Source organism: Chitinibacter sp. GC72 (genome assembly GCF_009760905.1).
In the GTDB taxonomy this organism is placed as follows: Bacteria; Pseudomonadota; Gammaproteobacteria; order Burkholderiales; family Chitinibacteraceae; genus Chitinibacter.
In genome coordinates this window covers 64,509-88,900 of the sequence record NZ_VIRW01000008.1, presented here as the reverse complement: position 1 = coordinate 88,900, position 24,392 = coordinate 64,509, and the positions used below count along the sequence as shown (strand labels likewise).

General features: G+C 55.2%; 23 protein-coding genes. 13 read left to right on the top strand and 10 right to left on the bottom strand.

What is annotated here, in order from left to right:
* Positions 1-50 precede the first annotated feature (50 nt).
* The gene (locus FLS37_RS09090) at positions 51-1,751 is read left to right on the top strand and encodes a SulP family inorganic anion transporter (protein ID WP_157669577.1); all 1,701 of its coding nucleotides are present in this window, start codon (positions 51-53) and stop codon (positions 1,749-1,751) included.
* 656 nt (positions 1,752-2,407) lie between these two features.
* On the opposite strand, the gene FLS37_RS09085 is transcribed toward FLS37_RS09090, so the two are convergent.
* The 4 genes from FLS37_RS09085 to FLS37_RS09070 all read right to left on the bottom strand — a co-directional run bounded on the left by FLS37_RS09085 (position 2,408) and on the right by FLS37_RS09070 (position 6,803).
* Positions 2,408-2,665, bottom strand: a complete 258-nt coding sequence (locus FLS37_RS09085) for a hypothetical protein (RefSeq protein WP_157669576.1) — start codon at positions 2,663-2,665, stop codon at positions 2,408-2,410.
* 200 nt (positions 2,666-2,865) lie between these two features.
* Positions 2,866-3,906: an ABC transporter ATP-binding protein gene (locus tag FLS37_RS09080; protein ID WP_157669575.1), complete on the bottom strand. Its 1,041-nt coding sequence runs from the start codon at positions 3,904-3,906 to the stop codon at positions 2,866-2,868.
* A gap of 152 nt (positions 3,907-4,058) precedes the next feature.
* Positions 4,059-5,657: an iron ABC transporter permease gene (locus FLS37_RS09075; protein WP_198314553.1), complete on the bottom strand. Its 1,599-nt coding sequence runs from the start codon at positions 5,655-5,657 to the stop codon at positions 4,059-4,061.
* A 138-nt stretch (positions 5,658-5,795) separates the two neighbouring features.
* Positions 5,796-6,803: a Fe(3+) ABC transporter substrate-binding protein gene (locus FLS37_RS09070; RefSeq protein WP_157669612.1), complete on the bottom strand. Its 1,008-nt coding sequence runs from the start codon at positions 6,801-6,803 to the stop codon at positions 5,796-5,798.
* A 195-nt stretch (positions 6,804-6,998) separates the two neighbouring features.
* Here FLS37_RS09070 and FLS37_RS09065 point away from each other — a divergent pair, with 195 nt between their 5' ends.
* Positions 6,999-7,907 (top strand): recombination-associated protein RdgC, encoded by a 909-nt coding sequence (locus FLS37_RS09065; RefSeq protein WP_157669574.1) that lies wholly within the window; start codon positions 6,999-7,001, stop codon positions 7,905-7,907.
* 158 nt (positions 7,908-8,065) lie between these two features.
* Here FLS37_RS09065 and FLS37_RS09060 read toward each other — a convergent pair whose 3' ends face one another.
* From FLS37_RS09060 to nudB, 5 genes are all read right to left on the bottom strand, one after another.
* Entirely contained in the window at positions 8,066-8,323 is a 258-nt protein-coding gene (locus FLS37_RS09060; RefSeq protein ID WP_157669573.1) for a hypothetical protein, read from the bottom strand.
* 113 nt (positions 8,324-8,436) lie between these two features.
* On the bottom strand, positions 8,437-10,458 hold the full coding sequence (locus FLS37_RS09055; protein WP_157669572.1) for an NADPH-dependent 2,4-dienoyl-CoA reductase: 2,022 nt from the start codon (positions 10,456-10,458) through the stop codon (positions 8,437-8,439).
* A 133-nt stretch (positions 10,459-10,591) separates the two neighbouring features.
* Positions 10,592-11,770, bottom strand: a complete 1,179-nt coding sequence (clsB, locus tag FLS37_RS09050) for a cardiolipin synthase ClsB (protein WP_157669571.1) — start codon at positions 11,768-11,770, stop codon at positions 10,592-10,594.
* Between the two features lie 5 nt (positions 11,771-11,775).
* Positions 11,776-12,546, bottom strand: coding sequence for an endonuclease/exonuclease/phosphatase family protein (locus FLS37_RS09045; RefSeq protein ID WP_157669570.1), 771 nt, complete (start codon positions 12,544-12,546; stop codon positions 11,776-11,778).
* Between the two features lies 1 nt (position 12,547).
* Entirely contained in the window at positions 12,548-12,991 is a 444-nt protein-coding gene (gene nudB, locus FLS37_RS09040) for a dihydroneopterin triphosphate diphosphatase (protein WP_157669569.1), read from the bottom strand.
* A 147-nt stretch (positions 12,992-13,138) separates the two neighbouring features.
* Between nudB and FLS37_RS09035 the strand changes: the two genes are divergently transcribed.
* The 11 genes from FLS37_RS09035 (at position 13,139) to FLS37_RS08985 (ending at position 24,085) form a co-directional block, all read left to right on the top strand.
* Positions 13,139-14,377, top strand: a complete 1,239-nt coding sequence (locus FLS37_RS09035; RefSeq protein ID WP_157669568.1) for an aminotransferase class V-fold PLP-dependent enzyme — start codon at positions 13,139-13,141, stop codon at positions 14,375-14,377.
* Positions 14,374-14,907 (top strand): SufE family protein, encoded by a 534-nt coding sequence (locus FLS37_RS09030; RefSeq protein WP_157669567.1) that lies wholly within the window; start codon positions 14,374-14,376, stop codon positions 14,905-14,907. The genes FLS37_RS09035 and FLS37_RS09030 overlap by 4 nt, the downstream gene beginning before the upstream one ends.
* A gap of 125 nt (positions 14,908-15,032) precedes the next feature.
* Entirely contained in the window at positions 15,033-15,887 is an 855-nt protein-coding gene (locus tag FLS37_RS09025) for an HDOD domain-containing protein (protein ID WP_157669566.1), read from the top strand.
* A gap of 106 nt (positions 15,888-15,993) precedes the next feature.
* Entirely contained in the window at positions 15,994-18,429 is a 2,436-nt protein-coding gene (locus FLS37_RS09020; protein ID WP_157669565.1) for a heavy metal translocating P-type ATPase, read from the top strand.
* A gap of 5 nt (positions 18,430-18,434) precedes the next feature.
* Positions 18,435-18,629 carry a cbb3-type cytochrome oxidase assembly protein CcoS gene (ccoS, locus tag FLS37_RS09015; RefSeq protein ID WP_157669564.1) on the top strand — a complete coding sequence of 65 codons (195 nt, stop codon included), beginning with the start codon at positions 18,435-18,437 and terminating at the stop codon, positions 18,627-18,629.
* 243 nt (positions 18,630-18,872) lie between these two features.
* Positions 18,873-20,294, top strand: coding sequence for a cytochrome-c oxidase, cbb3-type subunit I (gene ccoN / locus FLS37_RS09010; protein WP_157669563.1), 1,422 nt, complete (start codon positions 18,873-18,875; stop codon positions 20,292-20,294).
* A gap of 19 nt (positions 20,295-20,313) precedes the next feature.
* Positions 20,314-20,928 carry a cytochrome-c oxidase, cbb3-type subunit II gene (gene ccoO / locus FLS37_RS09005; protein ID WP_157669562.1) on the top strand — a complete coding sequence of 205 codons (615 nt, stop codon included), beginning with the start codon at positions 20,314-20,316 and terminating at the stop codon, positions 20,926-20,928.
* A gap of 5 nt (positions 20,929-20,933) precedes the next feature.
* Positions 20,934-21,101 (top strand): cbb3-type cytochrome c oxidase subunit 3, encoded by a 168-nt coding sequence (locus tag FLS37_RS09000; RefSeq protein WP_157669561.1) that lies wholly within the window; start codon positions 20,934-20,936, stop codon positions 21,099-21,101.
* A gap of 21 nt (positions 21,102-21,122) precedes the next feature.
* Positions 21,123-22,034, top strand: coding sequence for a cytochrome-c oxidase, cbb3-type subunit III (ccoP, locus tag FLS37_RS08995; RefSeq protein ID WP_157669560.1), 912 nt, complete (start codon positions 21,123-21,125; stop codon positions 22,032-22,034).
* A 117-nt stretch (positions 22,035-22,151) separates the two neighbouring features.
* Positions 22,152-23,597 carry a cytochrome c oxidase accessory protein CcoG gene (gene ccoG, locus FLS37_RS08990; RefSeq protein ID WP_157669559.1) on the top strand — a complete coding sequence of 482 codons (1,446 nt, stop codon included), beginning with the start codon at positions 22,152-22,154 and terminating at the stop codon, positions 23,595-23,597.
* Entirely contained in the window at positions 23,597-24,085 is a 489-nt protein-coding gene (locus FLS37_RS08985; protein WP_157669558.1) for a FixH family protein, read from the top strand. The genes ccoG and FLS37_RS08985 overlap by 1 nt, the downstream gene beginning before the upstream one ends.
* A gap of 32 nt (positions 24,086-24,117) precedes the next feature.
* On the opposite strand, the gene FLS37_RS08980 is transcribed toward FLS37_RS08985, so the two are convergent.
* Positions 24,118-24,303 (bottom strand): YjfB family protein, encoded by a 186-nt coding sequence (locus tag FLS37_RS08980; protein WP_157669557.1) that lies wholly within the window; start codon positions 24,301-24,303, stop codon positions 24,118-24,120.
* Positions 24,304-24,392: the final 89 nt, after the last annotated feature.

The following is a 24,392-nucleotide window of genomic DNA, read 5'->3' as shown; positions in this document are numbered from 1 at the left end:
CACCGGGTCGCCGCCTACCGCGCCGGATACAAGCTTGGATCCCCAACTGGATGCAGCACTATCGTCGCGACTGGCTGGCGGGCGATCTGAGCGCCAGCATCATTGTTGCGCTGCTACTCATTCCGCAGGGGCTGGCCTATGCACAGCTGGCGGGCTTGCCGCCGATGGCCGGGCTGTACGCCAGCATCGGGCCTTTGCTGGTGTATGGATTTTTTGGCAGTAGCATGACGCAATCAGTGGGCCCGATGGCGATCACTTCAGCCATGACGGCGGCGGCGCTCGCCCCGCTGGCTGCGCCGGGCAGCACGCAATATCTCTTGCTCGCCGCCACGCTCACGCTGCTCTCCGGCCTGATGCTAATGCTGTTTGGCACATTCAAACTGGGCGGCATCACGCGCATTCTGTCGCTCCCGGTAATTCAGGGCTTTAGCGCCGGCACCGCCTTGCTGATTGCACTGGGGCAAACCGGCGCGTTGCTCGGCACCGCCTGGCGCGGCGATACGGTGCTGGTCTTGGCGATAAACTTCCCCGCCGCGGTGCACAAGCTGCATTTATCCACGATGCTATTTGGCCTGAGCGGTCTGGCGCTGATGTGGCTGGCTGCCAATCCCGCCAGCCATCTGCTCGGCAAACTGGGCGTGGCCGACAAAGCCGCCCAAATGGCAGGCAAGATTTTGCCGCTGCCGGTGATGATTGCGCTTGCAGCCCTGCTCGCCACGCTGGACAACACGCATCAGATCAAAACACTGGGGCAATTGCCCGCCGCACATTTGGGCAGCTCGGCCATCACTGGTCTTAACAGCCTTGATCTGGCCAGCGTGCAATCGCTCTTGTTGCCTGCCTTGCTAATTGGTCTGGCCGGATTTTTACAGAGTATCACCGTCGCGCAGAGCATTGCTGCCAGCCGCCACCAGACCGTTGATGCCAACCGCGAGCTGCTCGCACTGGGCAATTGCAATCTGGCCTCGGCCATCGTCGGCGGCATGCCGGTCAGCGGCGGTTTTTCACGCACTGTCGTCAACACCAATGCGGGCGCGCAGACACCCCTGGCAGGTATGCTCTCAGCAATCTGGATCATCTTGGCTTTGTGGGCATTACTCCCCCTGCTCGCCTTTCTGCCACAGGCGCTGCTCGCGGCAACCATTATTTTGGCGACAGCCCGGATGATCTCGCTATCGCAACTGCGCCAGGCCTGGCAGTTTGACTATCGCGATGGCATTGCCTGGCTAATGACTTTTGGCGGCGTGCTGCTGACTGGCCCCATGGTCGGCATCGCGCTGGGCGTCGGCATCGCCATTGCGCTGTATCTGTGGCGCAGCCAGCAACCGCATATTGCTGTTGTCGGGCGGGTAGCACAAAGCGAGCATTACCGCAATGTATTGCGCCATCAGGTAGAAACCACGCCCGAAGTGCTAGCCGTGCGGATCGATGAAAACCTGTATTTTGCCAATATCGCCAACGTCATTACCCAGATCAACACCCAGCTGAGCCAGCACCCGGCAAGTCGGCAACTATTACTCATCCTGTCGGCGGTGAACAGCATCGACTACAGCGCAGTCAACGCACTCAAAGACTGGCAGCGTGAGCTGGCCGACCAAGGCATCACACTGCATCTGGCCGAAGTCAAAGGCCCGGTTCTCGACACACTGCGGCACGGCGACTTTCTCGACCAGCTGACCCACCCGCCCTTTATCTCCACCCACGCCGCCATGCAAACACTCAGCCCGCAGGAGCTGGATTACTCCATATAGGTATTGCCATGCAGAGCAATTACGCATTAACCTACAGGTCAATACCCATTATTATTTCTTGAATGCAATCAGCAGTCCATATCCAGCTCGATACGATGTATTCACCAATCGCGTGATTGTGATAGCAGGGTACTAGCGACAGCAGCAGAGAAAAATCGTGGTCTGTCCCTTATTGTTTTACCTACAAATCAGAGGGTTGAGCTTAAATTGATAAGTAGTGTTTCGTAACCAAATGGAAAATATCCCACTCTCCTGCGTAGATGTCGCTTGGTTATTAACTTTGCCACGACATGGGTTTGAAGTTTTTCCATCCGGTTGCAACGGACTACTTAGGATGGGCTTTATTTGAGATGAGGAGGCGTTTTTAATTAACCAACGTTGAATTTCTGAGCAAATCGCTCACTTTCATTAGTTAGCATGGTTCCGAAATTATCCCACTGCTCAAATGGAATACTTGTTTCCCTTGAGCATCGAAACACCTTCCCTGATTGATTATCAATGTAAAGTTTTGATCCATCTTCTCGATATCCACCAATAAATAAAAATGAGGGCTTTGCATCTGTACAGCGCTCTAGTGTATTAGGCAACACCAAATCATATGGATATTCAACATCTGTAGAGCGATCTATAGCAGGGCGGTAACCATATATAGCAATTTAGCCTGAGAACAAATTTATTCCATTTGATATTCGTAGAAAATCACAAAAATCTTGATGCAAATCTGCATTACATGCTTTTCTTAATTCATTAACTTCGAAATCAGAAAGTGCCGGATATAAATAATGCCACCACCGTTTAAAACCGAGAATAGGGTCTTGCACAAGCCCAAATACTTTTGCTCCATTTTTGCTTTCTTTAGAACCAAAACACTCTGCTTTACGCACCATTGATTCAATCTTATGGAAATACTCCATTTTTATTTACCTTTGAAGAAGCGGTCCTGAAGACGAATTTCCCCTATTTCCATTGCAGCAATAGGGGACAGACCACAGTTTGTGACCCTTTGCCCCCACCCACACTGTCATGCAAACGCTCAGCCCGTAGGCACTAGACTACCCCTAAAGGTATTGCCATACAGATCAATCTCACATTGACCTACATGGCAATACCCCTATTACTTCTTAAATACAATCAGATGATCCATTTCCAGCTCGATACCGATGTATTCGCCTATCGCGTGATTGTGGTGGCTAGGCACCAGTGAAAGCAGCGTGCGGCCGGATGGCAGGCCGAGGGTGTACATGAATTCTGCGCCGCGAAAGGCTTTGGCGAGCACTTTGGCTTTCATTTCGCTGGCGTCATTGTGCTGAATATCGTCCGGGCGGATCAGCACTTCCATCTCGCAGCCAACGCAGCACGCTACCGGTGCGGTGCGGCAGATCTGGCCCAGCTCGAAGTCAATGCATTGCGGGCCGGTGAGCTGTGCGGGCAGCAGTACGCCTTCGCCGATGAAGTTGGCGACGAAACGGTCAACCGGCTCGTGGTACAAATCGTAGGGCGTGCCCCACTGGCGGATATGGCCTTCGGACATCACGCCGATCTGGTCGGCCACCGCAAAGGCTTCGCGCTGATCGTGCGTCACCAGAATCGCCGTGGTACCGGTTTCTTTTAGAATGGCGCGCACTTCCTGCCCTAGCCGCTCGCGCAATTCAACATCCAGATTGGAAAACGGCTCGTCGAGTAGCAACAGCCTTGGCTGCGGAGCCAGCGCCCGCGCCAGCGCAACGCGCTGCTGCTGCCCGCCAGAGAGTTCATGGATATAGCGCTCACCCAAATCAGCCAGGCCAACCAGCGCCAGCATTCGGGCCACGCGTTCGGTTTGCTCGGCCTTGGGCAGTTTTTTCAGGCCAAAAGCGACATTGGCGGCCACCGTCAGATGTGGAAACAGCGCGTAATCCTGAAACACCATGCCGACACCGCGTAGCTGCGGCGGCACCATTTGCTCGGCGGTAGATACTGCCACATCAGCGAGCTGGATTTCACCGGCACGCAAGGCTTCAAAACCGGCAATCGCGCGCAGCACGGTGGTTTTGCCGCAACCCGAAGCGCCCAGCAGGCAGCCGATTTCACCGGCCTGCAGTTCAAACGACAGGCCTTCCACAATATTGCGTTCGGCAAAGCCGATGCTGATATTGGCTACCTTTAATAAGCTCATTTTCAAATCCCGAGTCAAATCAGCGTTCACACATCGCCAATCAGAAAGTGTAGGAGCGGGCTTGCGCCCCGCAGGAAGTACCCTTGGGGTGACCGCGAAAGGGGCACAGATTTGCAGCGCCTTCGCGAGCAAGCCCGCTCCTACAAGACAATTTAATCTTCCGATTTCAGCACCAGCAACACCACCGGGATCAGGCCGGTGATTACAATCATCAAGCTGGGCAAGGCCGCGTTGGCCCACATGCCTTCGGACGTCATTTCAAACACGCGCACGGCCAGCGTATCCCAGCCGAATGGGCGGGTCATCAGCGTGATCGGCATTTCTTTCATCACATCGACAAAGCACATCAGCACCGCAGTCAAGACACCGCCGCGCAGCAGTGGCAGGTGCAAACGCCATAATAATTGCCGCTGGCTCAGGCCGAGCGAGCGGGCAGCGTCTTCCTGATTGCGGCTGATGCGCTGCATGGCGCTTTCCATGGGCTGAAAAGCCACGGCCATAAAGCGGGCCGCCAGCGCCAGCAGCATCACCGCGACCGAGCCTTTTAAAATCTGGAAAGTGGCAAAACCCATGCTATTCGCAATCGGAATCAGCAGATTATCCAGCCAGGCAATCGGCAGAAAAACGCCCACCGCCAGCACCGAGCCGGGGACGGCATAGCCCAGCGTGGCCAGCCGCACCACCCAGCGCGTACCCGTGCTGGCAAAGCGGCGCTGGATAAAGACCAGCAGCAGCGCAAAAGCAGCCACAATCAGCGCGGCAAACAGCGAAATCAGCATCGAGCGCAGCGTAAAGCCGATATAGCGCGCATCAAAATCGTCCTGCCAGATGGTCTTAACCCACAGCAGCAGCTGGATCAGCGGAATGATAAAAGCGATCAGCAGCACTGTGCTGCACAGCGCAATGGCCAGCCATCGGTAAGCTCCCTGCAGGCGGATGCGTTCGGCAGCGACAATCCGCCCATGATAGAGCCGCGCACCGCGCGCCCAGTATTCCAGCGCCACCAGCACCAGCACAAACAGCACCAGAATCGACGCCAGCTGCGACGCGGCAGGCAGATTGAATAGCGCAAACCACGATTTGTAAATCGCGGTGGTGAAGGTATCAAAATTGAAAATCGACACCGTGCCAAAATCGGCCAGCGTTTCCATCAGCGCCAGCGTCAGGCCGCCAATCAGCCACGGTCTGGCCATCGGCAAAGCCACTTGCCAGAAGCCCTGAGCCCGTGACAAGCCCAGCATTTGCGCCGCTTCCAGCGCACGCTTGCCCTGCGTTAAAAAAGCATTGCGTGCGAGCAGATACACATAGGGGTAAAACGCCAGCGACAGCACCATAATCACGCCGCCAGTCGAGCGAATGCGCGGAAACCAGCTTGAGTCGCCGGTGAGCTCACGAATCAGCGTTTGTACCGGGCCGGTGAAATCGAGCAAGCCCACCTGAACAAAAGCCAGCACATACGCAGGCATCGCCAGCGGCAGCATCAGCGCCCAGCTGAAAAAGAGCCGCCCGGGAAACTCGCACACGGCAGTTAGCCATGCCAGCGGCACACCCAGCAGCAGCACGCCCAGCCCAACGCCCACAATCAGAATCAGCGTATTTTTGATTACATCCGGCAGCACATATTCGCTCAGATGCGCCCATACCTCGGGCTGCGGGTGCAGAAAAGAAGAGAGCACTACCAGCAAGGGAATGATGGTCAGCAAGGCAATCGGCGCGGCATACCCCATTCCACGCAACGATGAGAGGCGCATAGAGATCCTAATCAAAACAACTGACTGGCAATCGACCCAATCAGGAAAGAAATCCGGAAAGACAATGGGCAGCGCCTGATGGCCTGCCCATTAAAAAAACTGATCCGGCAGGCTGCCCTACCAGAAAATCAGGCTGGATTATTTGTAACCAGCGCGATCCATCAGTTTAACAGCTGCGCCCTGCAACTCGCCAGCTTTGCTCATATTGATCAGGTTTTGTTTGAACGGGCCCCAGCTGCTCACCAGCACGTCGGCTTTCACTTTCGGATTGGCCGGGAATTCCATATCTTTGTCTGCGTAGAGGTTCTGCGCTTTTTCAGACGAGAGCCATTCCATCAGCTTGACTGCACCGGCTTCATTTTTTGCGTAACGCGTTACACCTGCGCCCGAGATATTCACGTGCGTGCCATTGGTTTTCTGGTTGGCCCAGAATAATTTAACCGGGTAGGCTGCGCGTTTGTCAGCAGGCAATTTATCCAGAATACGGCCAAAATAGTAAGTATTGACCACACCAACGGCACATTGACCGGCCGCTACCGCTTCAATCAGCTTGGTGTCATCCGGGAAAACGTCGGTGGCCAGATTATCCACCCAGCCGCGGACGATTTTCTCGGTTTTTGGCTCACCCTGTTGGGCAATCATCATCGCCACCAGCGACTGGTTGTAGACTTTCTTGCTGGTGCGCAGGCACAGCTTGCCTTTGAATTTCGGATCGGCCAGATCTTCATAGTTTGAGAGCTGCTCGCCCTTGATCAGGCTTGGGTTGTAAATCATCGTGCGTGCGCGCACAGACAGACCAAACCACTGATTACGTGCATCGCGCAAATGCGCTGGGATATTGTCTGTGAGTGTTTTTGAGTTCACTGCCTTGAGTAAACCCATATTCGAGGCTTGCCACAGATTACCCGCGTCAACGGTAATGAGCATATCGGCTGGCGTATTGGCACCTTCGGCCTGCAGGCGCGCCATCAGCGGACCTTCCTTATCGGTCAGGACTTTAACTTCAATGCCGGTTTCCTTGGTGTAGGCATCAAACAGCGGCTTGATCAGCTGTTCATTGCGTGACGAGTACACCGTCACGGTTTCGGCCTGGGCAAAACCTGCCAGCAGCGATAAAGCAAGTGCAGAGAGGGCAAACTTTTTCATCATCGACGTCCTAAACAATAAGTATTCGCATTATACGCAAAAACCGGAATCATTCTCAATCATCCACGCTTGGGCTATTTTCACTATTTTCAGCGGCCTGCATAAAATCAGCACATAAAATCAGTTTTGCCTGCGCGCCGACAGCGCTACAATCGGCGACCATTCTTTGAGCCTTGAATATTAAAAAGGGACGCCATGCTGTGGTTTCGTAACTTACAAATTTATCGTTTATCCGCCGACCACGCCCTAAGCAGTGCCAGCATTCAGGGCGAGCTAGCCAAACGCCCTTTCGTGCCGTGCGGCAGCATGGATATGGAATCGAGCGGCTGGGTGCCACCAGCGCGCCACGAGCCCGAACTGATGGCGATCGAGCGCCAGAACGCCGTACTGGTGGCGCTGAAAAGTGAAGAAAAAGTGCTGCCTGCTGCGGTGATCAAGGATGAGCTTGATTATCGCGTGCAGCAAATTGAAGCGGCAGAAAGCCGCAAAGTCGGGCGCAAAGAGCAGCGCGAGCTCAAAGACCGGATTATTGAAGAGCTAACACCACGCGCCTTTACCCGCTCGCGCGTGCAGCGTGCGCTGCTCGATCTGGAAAACTACCTGGTGATTGTTGACGCCGCCAGCGCGGCCAAGGCCGAATATTTGCTCTCTACCTTGCGCGAAACGCTGGGCAGCCTGCCGACACGGCTGATCGACACCGAAATTAGCCCGGCGGCCGCGATGACCGACTGGCTCACCACCGAAACACCGGATGCCCTCTCGCTGGGGCAGGACGCCGAGCTCAAAACACCGGGTGACGAAGGATCCATTGCACGCTTCAAGCGTCAGGTGATGGATTGCGACGAGGTGCGTCAGCATCTGGACGCCGGCAAAATCGCCACACGATTAAGCCTGGCCTTTGGCGAGCGCCTGACTTTTACGCTAACCGAAGCACTGGAAATCAAATCGCTGGCGATGCTGGACGTACTGAAAGACGAGTTGAAAGATATGGACGCCGAAACGCAGGACGCGCTGTTTGAATCGCAATTTGCCCTGCTGGTGGGCGAGCTGCGCGGCTTTATTCCGGCGCTGCTTGACGCACTGGGCGGAGAAACGCAGCGCTAATTATCGGCCACTGGCAAGCGCACTATCTGGCACTGTACCTAAATCTGCCCAAGCAAATCGACACAGCGCCTGCCTGCATCAACGTGGGTATATAGCTAGAGGCCATATAAAAAATGACTTGTATTCATATACCCACAGAGGCAATACAGCTTGCTCCGCTATTGGCGCGTTTTGCCGGGGACGCTGCGCATTTTTTCGCGAACCTGCTGCACTTTTTGCCTGCACTCGGCCTCGCTCAATGGATTTAAATCGGGCCTGGGCGCTAGCAAGGGCTGCAAAGCCGAATTCACCTGCCGCCGTACTTCCAGATCAAGCTGCTGGGCGCTCATTTCGGCGCGCAGCGCTTTGACTTGCGCATCACACATGGCCCATGTCGGGCTGCTGAGCAAAATTAAAAACAATCCGCAGATTTTCATCGCCTATCCTCCGGTGCCTGATGCCTTACCATAGAATAATGCGATCAATACTCCAGCAGAATTTCTTAATTTTTCATTAATTTATAATTACCAACAAAGAAATTAATTGGTGATTAAAGCGCGCAAGCCAGCCGCATGCCTTGCTCGATCGCCCGCTTGGCATCAAGCTCGGCGGCCAGCTCGGCACCGCCGATCAGATGCACCACCTGCCCCAGCGCCTGCAGCTCGCCGTACAAGGCGTTCACCGACTCCTGCCCGGCGCACACAACGATCTGGTCGCAAGGCAGGCATTTTTCCACGCCATCATGAATCAAGTGCAAGCCTGCATCGTCGATGCGCAAATACTGCACGCCCCCCCATAGATGCACCTGATTGCGCTGCAGGCTTTGCCGATGTATCCAGCCTGTGGTGCGCCCCGGGCCTGCGCCGGGCTTGCCTTTTTTGCGCTGCAGTAGCCACAGCTCGCGTGCGGGCTGAGTGGGCGATACAGGCAACAGGCCGCCCGCTTGATTCAATTGCGTATCAATCCCCCAATCGCTTAAATACTGACTCAGCTCATGCCCTGAGTGGGTATGTGGCCGATGGAGCAATAAATCAGCCACATCCACACCAATACCCCCTGCACCGATAATCGCCACTTTCTGCCCTGCCGCCACCTCACCAGCAATCAGATCGGGATAATTCACCACGCTGGGGTGGTCAGCCCCCGGTAAATCCAGCGCACGCGCAGTAACGCCGGTGGCCAGCACAACGGCGTCGTAGTGGCCCGCCAGATCCGCCGCACTCACGCGGGTATTGAGCCGGATGTCGACCTGATGCAGGGCCAGCATCACCGAAAAATAGCGCAGTGTTTCGCGAAACTCGGCTTTGGACGGGATTAATTGCGCCAGCGCAAATTGCCCGCCCAGCTCAGATCTAGCCTCATACAAGGTGACCTGATGCCCCGCCTGTGCCGCGCTCAAGGCACAGGACAAACCAGCCGGGCCAGCGCCGACGATGGCGATCCGTTTGGCCACTGCCGCTGGCTCGATATTGAGTTCGGTTTCGCGGCAGGCACGCGGGTTGACCAGGCACGAGGCGGTTTTGCCTTCAAACACATGATCCAGACAGGCCTGATTGCAGGCAATGCAGGTATTGATCTGCTCGCTTTTGCCTTGTTCCGCTTTCAACATGAATTGCGGATCAGCCAGCAAGGGGCGCGCCATCGACACCAGATCGGCGTCGCCCGCCGCCAGAATCTGCTCGGCCACTTCGGGCGTATTGATGCGGTTGACCGCAATCAGCGGGATGCCAACATGCGCCTTTAAGGCGCGCGTCACCCAGCTAAATGCGGCGCGCGGCACCATGGTGGCAATCGTTGGAATACGCGCTTCGTGCCAGCCGATGCCGGTATTAAGGAGCGTAACGCCAGCGGCTTCCAGCGCTTTTGCCAGTTGCACGGCCTCGGCAAAAGTGCCGCCGTCCTGCACCAGATCAAGCAGAGAAATACGGAAAATAACGATAAAGTGCTCACCCACGGCGGCACGAACAGCGCGAACGATCTCAATCGCCAGCCGCTGCCGGTTGTGCAGGCTGCCACCCCAGTCATCGCTGCGCTGATTAGTGCGTAGAACCAGAAACTGGTTAATCAGGTAGCCTTCGCTACCCATGATTTCCACCCCATCGTAGCCTGCTTGCTGCGCCAGCCTGGCGGTGTGGGCAAAATCGGCGATGGTGGCTTCGATCTCGCTCAATTCATGCGGCGTAAATGGCGTAATCGGCGCATTGATCGCCGACGGCGCGACCGAATTGGCGTGGTAGGCGTAGCGCCCGGTATGCAGAATCTGTAACGCAATCTTACCGCCCGCCTGATGGACTGCTTCGGTCACGCAGCGGTGGCCATCAAGCTGGCTGTGCTGGTTGAGTATCGCACTGCCTTCAAAACCACAGCCCGCCAGATTGGGGGCAACGCCACCGGTGACGATCAGCCCCACGCCGCCAGCGGCGCGTTCGGCATAGAACGTCGCCAACTTGTGCATGCCTTGGGCTTGCTCTTCCAGCCCGGTGTGCATCGAGCCCATGATGCAGCGGTTTTTCAGCGTGGTAAATCCAAGGTCCAGCGGGGAAAACAGGTGCGGATATTGCATTTTGGGCATTCTGGCGACTCCAAACGATCGTTTGAATTACGATAGCGCAGAATGTGTAGCGGCTGCTATTAGGGTTGCGCCTGAGCAGATGAAGTGTCGGTAAAAAGAGGCAGAGCAAAGCCTGCTGTAAAATCGGGGTGATTTATTCGAGGTATTTTTTGCCGCCATAACCGGACAGCCCCATGATCAGCCGCACCAGACCAAAGCACAGCCACACCAGCAAACGCAAACCCGGCTTGGCCTGCTGCACATGCTGCGGCAAAATCGCGCGCGCATCCTGCACCAGATGCAGCTGCACATCCTGGCGTAATTGCCCGGCAAAGGCGCGGTCACGGATAAAAACATTGGCCTCGCGGGCCAGCAAGAGGCTGAACGGGTCAATATTGCTCGAGCCGACGGTAGCCCATTCACCGTCAAAAATGGCCACTTTGGCGTGCATAAAACCGGCACGATACTGATAAATCTCGACACCGGCCCTCAGCAAAGGCCGGTAAAACGCCCAACTGGCGTACTGCAATAAGGCGTGATCGCGTTCATCCTGCAGCAGCAACACCACCGCCACGCCGCGCAAGGCCGCCCTGAGCAGGGCCTGGCGCAGGCGCAAACCCGGCAGAAAATAGGCATTGGCGATCACAATTTCGGATTGCGCCTGATCGATCAAATCCAAATAACATTGCTCAATGGCACGCCGATTACGGGTATTGTCCCGCACAACAAGCTGGGCAAGCACGCCATTGTCATACTTGGCATGGGTATATAAGTGCTCGCGCTTGGCCCAGGCTTTTTTCAATTGCGACCAGGCCGTATGCCGCCACTCGCGGCACATCGCTTCGCGCACATCGGCGACCACCGGGCCGACGATGCGCACCGCGTAGTCATAACGCGGAGCCAGACCGGGGCCATCGTCGTCGCTCAGAATATTAATGCCGCCAACCAGCGCCAGCTGGCCGTCAAAGCACGACAATTTGCGGTGCATCCGCCGCAGGCGCGAGCGATTGAGCGAAAATCGCCGGATTTCCGGGCGAAAGAACAGCAGGCGCACGCCCGATTGCAGCAGTTCTTCTTTCAGTTGCGCCGGAAAATCGCGCGCGCCAAAGCCATCGATCAGCACCGACACACGCACGCCACGCTGCGCGGCTCGCATCAAGGCGTTCGCAACAGCAAGCCCCACTTCGTCAGGCTCGAACAAATACGTTTCCAGATGGATCTCGATCTGCGCCGCCTCGCAGGCAGCGAGCAGCGCCGGAAAAAACTCGGCGCCATTGCGTAGCAGCTCAACCTGATGCTGCGGCTTGGGTTGCAGCCTGATTGCTTTGGCCATCGCGGCTACCCCTGCAAAACGGCGTACAAGGGCGCGTGATCGGATAGATTGCGCCACGGCGCACCCGAGAGCACTTCGGCCACACTCACCTGAAAACCACGCACATACACCCGGTCCAGCGTGAGCAAAGGCATGCGCACCGGAAAGCTGCGCGCTGGTGCGCCATGCAGCGTTTCAAACGCTTCATGCATATCCAGATGCTGCGCCAGCATGGCGCTGAGCTCGCCACGCCAATCGTTGAAATCGCCCGCCAACACCAGCGGCGCGTCAGCCGGAATATGGCGCTGGATATAGTCAACCAGGATGCCAATCTGCTTGCGCCTATCGCCTGCGCGCAGATTCAGATGCACACACAGCGCATGCAGCGGCTGATCCCAGTCGGCCACATCCAGCTGGCAGTGCAGCGCGCCGCGCTGCTCGAAACGGTGCAGGGTCAGGTCAAAATTGTCCCAGTGCAAAATCGGATAACGCGACAGCAGCGCATTGCCGTGATGCCCGAGATGATAATGCGCATTTTTGCCGTAAGCGCTGTGCAGCAAATCGCCAGCCAGATATTCATGCTGCGCCTGCTGCCAGGTTTCAAAACGGTGCGAATGCGCCAGATGCACGCCCTGCACTTCCTGCAAAAACACCATATCCGGCGCCAGCTGGTTCAAAGCGTGGCGCACATCATGCAGCACCAGCCGCCGGTTCAGTGGCGATAATCCTTTATGGATATTGTAGGAAGCCACGACCAGCTGGCGGGGATGGGCTGGCAGTGCGGCGTGCGGGCGCATTTTAGTGACCTATCCGCTCGGGCAGTTGGCGGATTGCTTCGGCATTGGACGGCGAAAACACCATTTCGGCTGCCTGCTGCCAATCAACCCACCGATAGCGGCGATGCTCCTTGACCGCAATGTCGATCTGGCAGGCCTCGGGCAGCTGAACGCTAAATACATGCTCGGTATTGCTCATCACGCCCGGCGCGTAGCGATGCCGCCAGATTTCGAAAATCTCGAAATCGTGACATTCATGCCAGTCACGAATCTGCGCCAGCTCGACGCAAAGCCCGGTTTCTTCCTGCAATTCACGACGGGCGGTTTCAATCAGTGTCTCATCGCCCTCGCGGCTGCCGGTGACCGATTGCCAGGCATCGGTAAAATCATTGCGCTCAAGCAGCAGCACTTGAAGCGCCGGCGTGTGAATAATCAGCAGGATTGAAACGGGTTGTTTGTAAGGCATGTGGTTTTTGTCTGCCGCAAGAAGTATTGAAATGTGTTGAAAAGAATTGCTTAGCCCTGCCAAAGTTCCCGCAGCCGCACAGGAAGTTTTGGTTTCGCACTGAGCCATTATACAATTGCCCACCAATCTCTCTAGCATTGCCTGCCCATGTTCGATCTTGCCGTCCCCCGGTTTGACCCCTGCTACTACCGCGCCCAGTTTGCCATTTTTGCCCATCACCCCGATCTGGTGTATCTGGACAACGCGGCCACCACGCAAAAACCGGCGGCGGTGCTCGATGCCGAACGGCAGTATTACGAGTATTGCAACGCCAATGTTCACCGTGGCGCGCACCGGCTTGCCGTGGCCGCAACCGATGCCTTTGAAGGCGCTCGCGCTACCGTAGCGCGCTTTATCAACGCCGCCAGCTGCGACGAGATTATTTTCACCCGTGGCACCACCGAAGCCATCAATCTGATCGCTAATACCTTTGGAGAAAGTCCTGAGCAGCTGAGCGCTGGCGACGAGATTATTGTGTCCACGCTGGAACATCACGCCAATATTGTGCCGTGGCAAATGCTGGCGCAGCGCCGTGGCGTGCTGATCAAACCGCTGAATCTGACTACTGAAGGCGAAATTGATCTGACGCATCTTGCCCAGCTACTTGCCTCACCGCGTGCTCGGCTGCTGGCCATCAGCCATGCGTCTAATGCGATTGGCAGCATTCAGGATATTCGGGCGATCTGCCAGCTGGCGCACCAGCGCGATTGCAAGGTACTGGTCGACGGCGCGCAGGCGATTGCGCATTTGCCAGTCGATGTGCGTGCGCTCGATTGCGATTTTTATGTTTTTTCCGGCCACAAAGCCTACGGCCCGACGGGCATTGGCGCGGCATATATCCGCAGCGATATTTTGCGCACGCTGCCGCCGTGGCAAGGCGGCGGTGAAATGATAGCCGTGGTGTCATTTTCCGGCACCACCTACGCCAGCCCACCGCAAAGGCTGGAGGCTGGCACCCCGCCGATTGCCCAGGCCGTTGGCCTGGCGGCGGCGCTGGACTGGCTCAGCGGGCTTGATCGCGAGGCGATGCACGCGCATGAATCATCGCTGCATCGCCAGCTGGAAGACGGCTTGCGACAAATACCCGGTGTGGTGATTCACGGCCAAGCACGGCAAAAGGTGAGTTTGACGTCGATGAGCTTTGCTCCGATTCATCCTTACGATGTGGCGCAATTTCTCGATAACAGGGGTATAGCCGTGCGAGTGGGACACCACTGTGCCCAGCCGCTGATACACAGCCTGGGTATCAGTGGAACCTTGCGTGCCTCGCTGGCGCTCTACAATACTGCCGACGATGTGAACCGCTTTCTGGCGGCCTTGAGCGAAACACTGGAGATACTGGCATGAACGCGATCAGTGCAAGCAGCAGCACAAGCCTTGAACCTGCTGCCAGCGAGCATGCCGACCCGCGTTTTGCTCACCCTTTTGGCAATCCGGGTCACGCCAATGCGATTGATCTTGCCGAGCTGGCGCGCCAGCTTGACGCGGCAGCCAGCTGGGAAGCCAAAAACCGCCTGCTGGTGCAACTGGCCAAACAGTTGCCCGACTGGAGCCCCGAGCAAAAGACGCCCGATCGCAAGGTAGCCGGCTGCGAAAGCCAGGTCTGGCTGGCTTTTTCGCCCATCAAGCAGGCAGAGAATAATGTCAGCTGGCAGCTGGCCGCTGACAGCGACTCGCGCATTGTCAAAGGTTTGCTCGCGCTGGTGCTCACGGCCTACAACCAGCGCAGCGACAGCGGGCAATTTGATTTTGAAGCCTGGCTTAATGAGCGTGGCATGCAGCGCTTTTTATCCGCCAGCCGGGGCAATGGCCTGCGCGCAATTACCCGTACCATCAGCGAGCATTGGCAAAATCAGCCACAGCCTAATCGAGCTTAAATTGCACATTTTGTGCGCCAAAACTTCGCACCTATTAGATTTAGAACAAAGCCGATCCATGCCAGCCGCCCGCTTTTGCTCCCGGCTGCTACAGTAACAAGATCAAGCACAGGACTGACCCCACCATGCTGCAACATCTGCCTGACTCGGAATGCGAACAACTGGTCAAAAATCTGGTTATCCCGCCACGTCCGGAAATCCTGGTCGCGATCCGGGAGGCTCAGTTGGCCGAAGAGCCTGATTTTCCCTACATCGCCAGCCTGATCAATAGCGATCTGGCCCTGTCGATGGCCATGCTCAAGACGGTCAATTCACCTTTTTTCCAGCTGACGCAAAAAATCACCTCAATTGATCAGGCGATGCAATTACTGGGGCTGCGCAATATCTGCAATTTGCTCGAAGGACAGCTGCTGCGCCAGACGTTATCGGGAGAAATAGCCGCCGAGCACGAGGCCCGAATGAGTTATTTCTGGGAGACCTCGGTACAAATCGCGATGATTTCGGCCCAGATCGCCAGCAATGTCCATGGCATTTCAGCTGAGGAAGCCTATACCTTTGGCCTGTTTCGCAATAGCGGCAAAGCAATTATGGCGGCGCGGTTTGACACCTATATGGACACCATGACGCAGGGCGAGCGAATGAGCCGCCAAGAGTACATTGCACTGGAAAACACCCGCCATCAAAGCAGCCATCATGTCGTCGGCTATCTGCTCAGCCGCACCTGGTATCTGCCCGAAAGTATGCAGCTGGCCATTCTGAACCACAATGATTTGAAGCTGTTTGAGCAAGCCATGCATGGCGACTGGCATCATATCTGCACCCTGATTGCCATTGCCAGCCTGGCCGAACACATCCTGAAAATGCACGTTCACCAGTTTGAGCACCCGGAGTGGCGGCGTATCGAACCGCTGCTGCTAAATCATCTGGCGCTTAAACTGGAAGAGTTTGAAGACATGGTCGATAAGGTCTCACTCTTTTAATCAAGGGTATAGACATACAAGTCAATCTGAATAAAGTCTGCAGCCATATACCCATCAAAAACAAAAACAGCCTCAGCCCTGGGTGCTTTTTCGATAAAATAGCGGCATGAGTGCAAACAACCCCTGCTTCCACTGCGGCAACGACTGCCCCGATCCGGCGCAGTTTTCGATTCTGTATCGTCAGGTGAATCAACCGGCCTGCTGCGCTGGTTGCAAGGCGGTGGCCGAAACCATTCTGGCCAGCGGGCTGGAGAGCTATTACGAGCAGCGCACCGAAAACGCCAGCCGCTCCGAGCCTTTGCCCGCCGAAATCCGCGAGCAACTGCAGCTGTATGACGATCAGTATCTGCAAAGTGATTTTGTCCAGCAAGTCGCAGACGACATCCGCGAGGCTTCGCTGATTCTGGAAGGAATCAGCTGCGCCGCCTGTATCTGGCTCAACGAGCAGCATCTGGCCAAATTGCCCGGCGTGATCTCGGCGTCGATCAATTACAGCACTTACCGCGCCCGCGTGCGCTGGGATGAAAAACAGGTCAAGTTATCGACCATTCTGCAGCATATTGCTGCGATTGGTTATCGTGCGCATCCTTACGATCACGAGCGCCACGAAGCGCAATGGCAGAGCGAGCGCAAATCGGCACTACTGCGGCTCTGGGTCGCCGGGCTGTCGATGATGCAGGTGATGATGTTTGTCGTACCGATGTATATGGCACCCGACGGCGAAATCGAAGCGGTCTGGCTGACTATGATGCACTGGAGCAGTGCCATCCTGACCTTGCCGGTGGTACTGTATTCCTGCTGGCCGTTTTATCAGAACAGTTGGCGCGAACTCAAGCATGGCCGGGCTGGTATGGATTTGCCGGTCAGCGTCGGTGTGATCGCAGCATTCGCCGCCAGCCTGTATGCGCTGATCACCGAGCATGGCGAAATCTACTTTGACTCGGTGTCGATGTTTGTCTTTTTGCTGCTGGGCGGGCGCTATCTAGAGCTCAAAGCACGCCGCCGAGCTGGTGCTGCAGCCGAGATGCTGGTTAAACTGGTGCCGGCCTTTGCCCACCGGATCAGCCACGATAAAAGCGTGCATGAAATGCCGGTGCACCGCCTGCACGCAGGCGATCTGATTCTGGCCAAAGCTGGAGAAACCATCCCGGTGGATGGCGTGGTACTTGACGGGGAAAGCGAGGTCAACGAGGCCATGCTCAGCGGCGAAAGCCGCCCGATCAGCAAAAAATCCGGCAGCGCCGTGATCGCTGGCAGCCTGAATCTGATGTCGGCGCTGACAATTGAAGTTCAGGCCGTCGGTCACAATACCCGGCTGGGCAGCATGGTGCGCCTGCTTGATCAGGCGCTGCAGCACAAGCCGCGTCTGGCACAGCTGGCCGACCAGGTAGCGGGCTGGTTTGTGCTGGGCCTGCTGCTTGCTGCTGCGGGCTGCTACTGGTACTGGTCCATGCATGATCCGCTACACGCCCTGCCCTACACCGTAGCCGTACTAGTGATTTCCTGTCCTTGCGCGCTCTCGCTGGCCACACCTGCGGCGCTCACGGCCGCCACCGGGCATCTGGCGCAAATCGGCTTACTGACCACGCGTGGCAATAGCCTAGAAAATCTGGCCAAAATCAGCGATATCGTTTTTGACAAAACCGGCACGCTCACCTTTGGCGAACCCCGGCTAGTGAAAGTCATTCCGCTAGCGGCTTTTGCCGATGAGGCGCTGGGGCTGGCCTGCGCGCTGGAAGCGCAATCGGAACACCCGATTGCCAAAGCTTTTACCACCCAGCAACACCCAAGCGCCAGCGTCGTGAGCGAATTCAAAAACCATCCCGGCGGCGGGATTAGCGGCAAAGTCAACGGCGAAAACTATTGGCTGGGCTCGATCGACTTTATCCGGCAAACGCTGGGTTTTAATGAGCCCGAATGCACCAAAGCGCATCAGCAGGAAGGCAGCCTGATCTATCTGGCCGACGAAACAGCGCTTGCCGCCGCTTTTGTGCTGGCTGACCAGCTTCGCCCCGAGGCACACGGCCTGATCGAGCGCTTGCAGCAATCAGGCTACCGAGTGCATCTGCTCTCGGGTGATCAACTGCCGATAGTCAATCAGGTGGCTGAGCAGCTGGGCATTACCCAGCTACGGGCGGCAGCCAGCCCCGAAGCTAAAGTGGCCTACATTCAGGCGCTGCAAAGCAAAGGTCATCGGGTGCTGATGCTGGGCGATGGCGTCAATGACACGCCCGTACTGGCACTGGCCAATGTATCAATTGCCATGGGCGGCGGCGTTGACATTGCGCACGCAGCTGGCGACATGGTGCTATTGAACAATCAGCTAAGCGCGCTGCCACGCTCGCTTGAGCTGGCAAAAAAATGCCGTCACATTATTCGCGAAAATCTGGCCTGGGCTCTGATCTATAACCTAATTGCGCTGCCGGTTGCCCTGGCGGGATTGGTCACGCCGTGGCTAGCCAGTTTGGGTATGGCACTGAGCTCACTTTGCGTCGTTTTAAATGCCCTACGCTTACTCGGCAAGCAGCAAAAAGCGGAATAAATTCAATGGAAAGTCTTTATTTACTCATCCCGCTATCGATTCTGATTGCAGCGGCAATTGCGATTGTCTTCTGGTGGTTTATACGTAGCGGGCAGTCGGATGATCTGGAAGGGCCGGGCTGGCGCATTCTTCAGGATGACGATTCAATCCGCAGCCACGATGAGAAAACGCGGCATACCGCGGAAAAAAACCCTGACTGAGCGGCGGCAACAAGGTAAAATCACCCGGATTGTCGACCGGTCTGCTTGATATCCGTCAAGAAACTGCGCAGCAAGTCTGCGTATAGTCCAGTAGGCACTTTTGTACCCGGTTTGGGGGTGCTCTCCCTCAACCATAATCGCAAATTATTTTTCACTTGAATGTAATTTGCGATTATTTTTTATTTTTCAATACCTTATTTTAATTTTAATTCCAAGCAGTTGGAGATCAATCGGAGCGCTGTAATGGAAAACCAAGCCACATACAATTACAAAGTGGTGCGGCAATTTGCCATCATGACGGTCGTCTGGGGCATTGTCGGCATGCTGGTTGGCGTAATTTGCGCCGCCCAGATGTACTGGCCGGAACTCAATATCGGGCCATACTTTCACTTTGGTCGTTTGCGTCCACTTCACACCAATGCGGTTATTTTTGCCTTTGGTGGTTGTGCACTCTTCGCCACGTCTTACTACGTCGTTCAACGTACCTGTAATGTACGCTTACTCAGCGACAAACTGGCCGGATTTACTTTCTGGGGTTGGCAGCTCGTTATTGTGCTCGCCGCCATCACCTTGCCAATGGGTTATACCAGCGGCAAAGAGTACGCCGAGCTGGAGTGGCCAATCGACATTCTGATTACTGTGGTCTGGGTTGCCTACGCCATTGTTTTCTTTGGCACGATTGCGATTCGCAAGGTTAAACACATTTATGTGGCCAACTGGTTCTACGGTGCCTTCATTCTGGCCGTTGCTCTATTGCATCTGGTCAATAGCGCAGCCATGCCAGTCAGCGGCATGAAGTCGTATTCGGCGTATTCAGGTGCAGTTGATGCCATGGTGCAATGGTGGTACGGCCACAATGCGGTTGGTTTCTTCCTGACTGCGGCCTTCCTTGGCATGATGTATTACTTCATTCCTAAGCAAGCAGGTCGTCCTGTTTACTCGTATCGCCTGTCGGTCGTTCACTTCTGGGCACTGATTTTCACTTATATGTGGGCCGGTCCTCACCACCTGCACTACACCGCTTTGCCTGACTGGACTCAATCACTGGGCATGGTGTTCTCACTGATTCTGCTGGCACCAAGCTGGGGTGGCATGATCAACGGGATCATGACGCTATCAGGCGCATGGCACAAACTGCGCACTGACCCGATCCTGAAATTTATGGTAACAGCGCTGTCGTTCTACGGCATGTCAACCTTTGAAGGCCCGATGATGGCCATCAAATCGGTCAACGCACTGAGCCACTACACCGACTGGACCGTAGGTCACGTTCACTCTGGTGCTTTGGGCTGGGTAGCCATGATTTCTATCGGCTCGATCTACTATCTGATCCCGCGCCTGTTTGGCCGCGAGCAAATGTGGTCGGTGAAACTGATCGAAGTCCACTTCTGGATCGCCACGCTGGGCGTTGTACTCTATATCGCTTCAATGTGGATTTCGGGTGTAACCCAAGGCCTGATGTGGCGCGCAATCAATACAGACGGTACGCTGACTTATGCATTTATTGATGCAGTCAAAGCGTCTTACCCGTATTACTTCATCCGTTTCTTGGGTGGTCTGATGTATCTGTCAGGCATGGTCTTGATGCTCTACAACGTGCTGCGTACTGTATTTGACGGCAAAGCTGTTGATGCAAAAATTCCGGCTGTTGCAGCACACGCCTGATTAGGGAAGGACAATAACAATGAATAAAATTCAGAAACTGATCGAGGAAAACGTCGCGGCACTGATTATCCTCACGCTGATGACCATTAGCGTGGCGATGCTCGTCGAGATTTTGCCGCTGATGTTCAGCAAAACGGTGACCCAGCCTATCGCGGGCGTCAAACCCTACAGCGCATTGCGCCTTGAAGGTCGTGACATCTATATCCGCGAAGGCTGCTACAACTGCCACTCGCAAATGATCCGCCCTTTCCGTTCGGAAACCGAGCGTTATGGTCACTACTCTGTGGCTGGCGAATCGGTTTACGATCACCCATTCCAGTGGGGTTCAAAACGCACGGGCCCGGATCTGGCTCGCGTTGGCGGCCGCTACTCGGATGAATGGCATCGTGCACATATGATGAATCCGCGTGATGTAGTACCGGAATCAAACATGCCAGCCTTCCCGTGGCTACTGACCAACACCATTGATTCGACAATGACGCCGAAGAAAATGGAAGCGCTGCGCAAACTGGGCGTGCCTTATACCGATGCTGACATTGCCAATGCCAGCAAAGAGGTTGAAGGCAAAACCGAAATGGATGCAGTAATCGCCTATCTGCAAGGCCTTGGTCTCGCACTGAAAAATAAAAGGTAAGCACGATGGATCTGCAGAACGAAGTTCGTGTCATTGTGACTGTGATGGGGTTTATCCTGTTTGTCGGCATCTGTTTCTGGGCCTACAGCAGGGGGAGCAAGCAGCACTTTGATGAAGCCGCGCAACAACCGTTCCTCGACGATGATTTGCCATCGTCGGGCAAGCAGTCCTGACCGGCTAAGGGAGAATAGAGAATGACAGACTTTACTAGCGGTTTCTGGGGCTATTTTATTGCCACAGTGTCAATTTTGGGCATTGCTTTCTGTGGGTATGTCTTGCTCACGCAAATGAAGGTCAAGCTCAAGAAAGGCGAAAAAGCACAGGTCACCGGCCATAAATGGGATGGCGATCTTGAGGAATACAACAACCCCCTACCAGGCTGGTGGGTTGGCATGTTCGTGCTCACTATTGTCTTTGCCATTGGCTACTTGTGGCTCTACCCTGGCCTAGTGGTAATGGGTAATGCCAAAGGCTGGTCACAGGAAGGCCAGCACAAGGAAGAAGTGGCTAAAGCTGATGCCAAGTATCAGGCTTTGTACGACAAATACACCGCCATGCCGATTGAAGCCGTTGCCAAAGACCCGAACGCCAATGAAATGGGCAAACGCTTGTTCCAGACCTACTGCGTACAGTGCCACGGCTCGGACGCACGCGGCGCCAAAGGTTTTCCTAACCTGACCGACAACGATTGGCTATACGGCGGCTCGCCAGCCAAGATTGAAGAAACTCTGGTTAAAGGCCGTCAGGGTCAGATGCCTGCGTTCGGTGCGGCATTCGGTGAAGAAAAAGTGCGTGACGTAGCCAACTACGTGTTGAAAATCTCTGGCAATGCGGCGTTTAACGACGTACGCGCGGCTCGCGGCGCAGAAACCTATAAACAGGTTTGTGTTGCATGTCACGGCGCAGAAGGCAAAGGCAATCAGGATCTGGGCGCTCCTAACCTGACTGACAAGATCTGGCTGTATGGCGGCTCTGAGGCGACCATTGTTGAGACAGTCACCAATGGCCGTACCAATGTAATGCCGGCCTGGAAGGAATTCCTGGGCGATGGCAAGGTTCATCTGTTGTCAGCTTATGTTTACAGCCTAAGCCAAGACAAAAAGTAATTTATATTCAGATTGAATAGCCGGGCAGGTTCATCCTGCCCGTTTTTACTTGTATTTACTTTGCAGTGCCTTGATTAAACGAACGCCGTTTAATGAATGTTCTGCCCGGAGCGAAAAATGAGCCAAAAACTCAAAGACATTCCAGTCAATGTGGTCAACGTCAAAGACGATGGCGAGCTTGAAGAAGTCATGCTGTACGCCGCGCACAAGAAAATCTACCCGCGCTGGATTAATGGCTTCTGGAACAAGTGGCGGATCTTTTTTGTGATCGCCACTCAGCTGTTTTTCTACGGCATACCCTGGCTGCAGATCAATGAACGCCAGGCTCTGCTTTTTGATCTGGTCGAGCGCAAATTCTACATTTTCGGTCTGATTTTTCTGCCGCAAGACTTCATCTATCTGACCGCCCTGCTCTTGCTATCTGCATTTGGCCTGTTTGCCTGGACCACGATAGGTGGCCGCCTCTGGTGCGGCTACGCCTGTCCGCAAACCGTGTATACCGAGATTTTCCTATGGATAGAAAAATGGGTTGAAGGCGATCGCGCAGCGCGCATCAAGCTCGATAACGGCGCGCTCAATGGCCGCAAAATCCGCCTGAAAACCAGCAAACATACCTTATGGATATTGTTTGCCCTGTGGACTGGTTTTACCTTTGTTGGCTACTTCACGCCAATCCGCGAGTTGTGGCTTGAGTTGATTACGCTCACGCTCACAGGCACCGAAATATTCTGGATTCTGTTTTACGGCTTTGCTACCTACGGCAACGCAGGCTGGATGCGCGAACAGGTTTGCAAGTATATGTGCCCCTATGCCCGCTTTCAGAGTGCCATGTTTGACGCCGATACGCTGATCATCAGCTACGACAGCGAGCGCGGCGAACAACGCGGGACGCGAAAAAAAGGCGCTGATTACAAAGCACAGGGTCTGGGTGACTGTATTGACTGTTCGATCTGTGTGCAGGTCTGTCCGGTGGGGATCGACATCCGCGATGGCCTGCAATACGAGTGTATAGGCTGCGCAGCCTGTATTGACGCCTGTGACGAAGTCATGGACAAAATGAACTACCCGCGTGGCCTGATCCGCTACACAACAGAAAACGCGCTGGAGCACAAATACCCGGAAAAAGACATTCACAAGCAGCTCAAACGCCCGCGCGTCATCATGTACGCGCTGGTATTGGCCATTATTCTGGGGGCAACGGTTTATTCGCTTTATACCCGCCAGCCCATCAAGGTCAATATCGAACGTGATCGCGTTGCGCTGGTTCGGGAAGTGGAAGACGGCTGGCTGGAAAACAGCTACCGCGTGCAGATCCAAAACGCCAGCGAAAAAACGCACACCTATGCCATCAGTGCAGTAGGGCTGGACGGCATGAAAATTGTGGCCGAAGGCACTGGTCAGTACAAACTGGAACCAACAGCCACCGCCAATGTCTCAGTTCGCTTGCAAGTCGCCCCGGGCAAAGCCAAAGCGGGAAGTCACCCGATTATGATCACGGTGAATTCACTCGATGAGCAGGGCATTACCGTTAGCGAAAAAGCTACTTTTATTGGAAGAGATTGATGGACGAAAAACCCTGGTATAAACATTATTTTGTCTGGCTGATCATCCTGTTCCCCGCCCTGGCGATTGTGGGCGGGATCAATATGGCTTACCTGGCTTATACCAATAAAGACGGGCTGGTCAGCGACAGCTATTACAAGGACGGCCAGCGGATTAATGAGCGCCTCGCTCAGGATCAACATGCGGCTGCACAGGGTTTGCAGGCCCAACTGCTCCTGGGGAGCGATCAGCAGAGTGTGCGCATTATTCTGAATCAGGCATTTGAAGGGGAATTGACACTGAAGCTCTCGCATCCAACCCGGGTGGGCGTTGACCAGACACTCAATTTGAAACCACAAGCGCCAACGCTATTTGCTGGCAAACTGGCTCATCCGCTGGCGCTTGAACGCTGGCAGGCTGAAATCAGCGACAGCAAAAACGGCTGGCGCCTGGTTAAAGAATGGCAGGTATTGCCCGACGAGCCAGTTACACTAAGCCCTAGCAAGTAATACCCCCAAGCCCACTCAATAATGGGCTTTTTTCAGGCTTTAACGTCGACGTTTTGCCCCAGATTGGGTGGATTATTCGTTGCAGGTGCCTGAGGTATACTTTGCAGCAGGCTCAAGGTGGTCTGCGCCTGAATATCCATCGCCTTTTTCAGCATCATCAGCGGTGCCACATCGCTGGGCCCTGCGCTACTGGCGGCATTCACTAAACCGGCATCCATACCAAACTCCTTATTTGTGCTGATCGTAACCATCATACCCGTGGCCACGATAAAGATCAGCTAAAACGCCAACGACAAAGAAGCGCTGG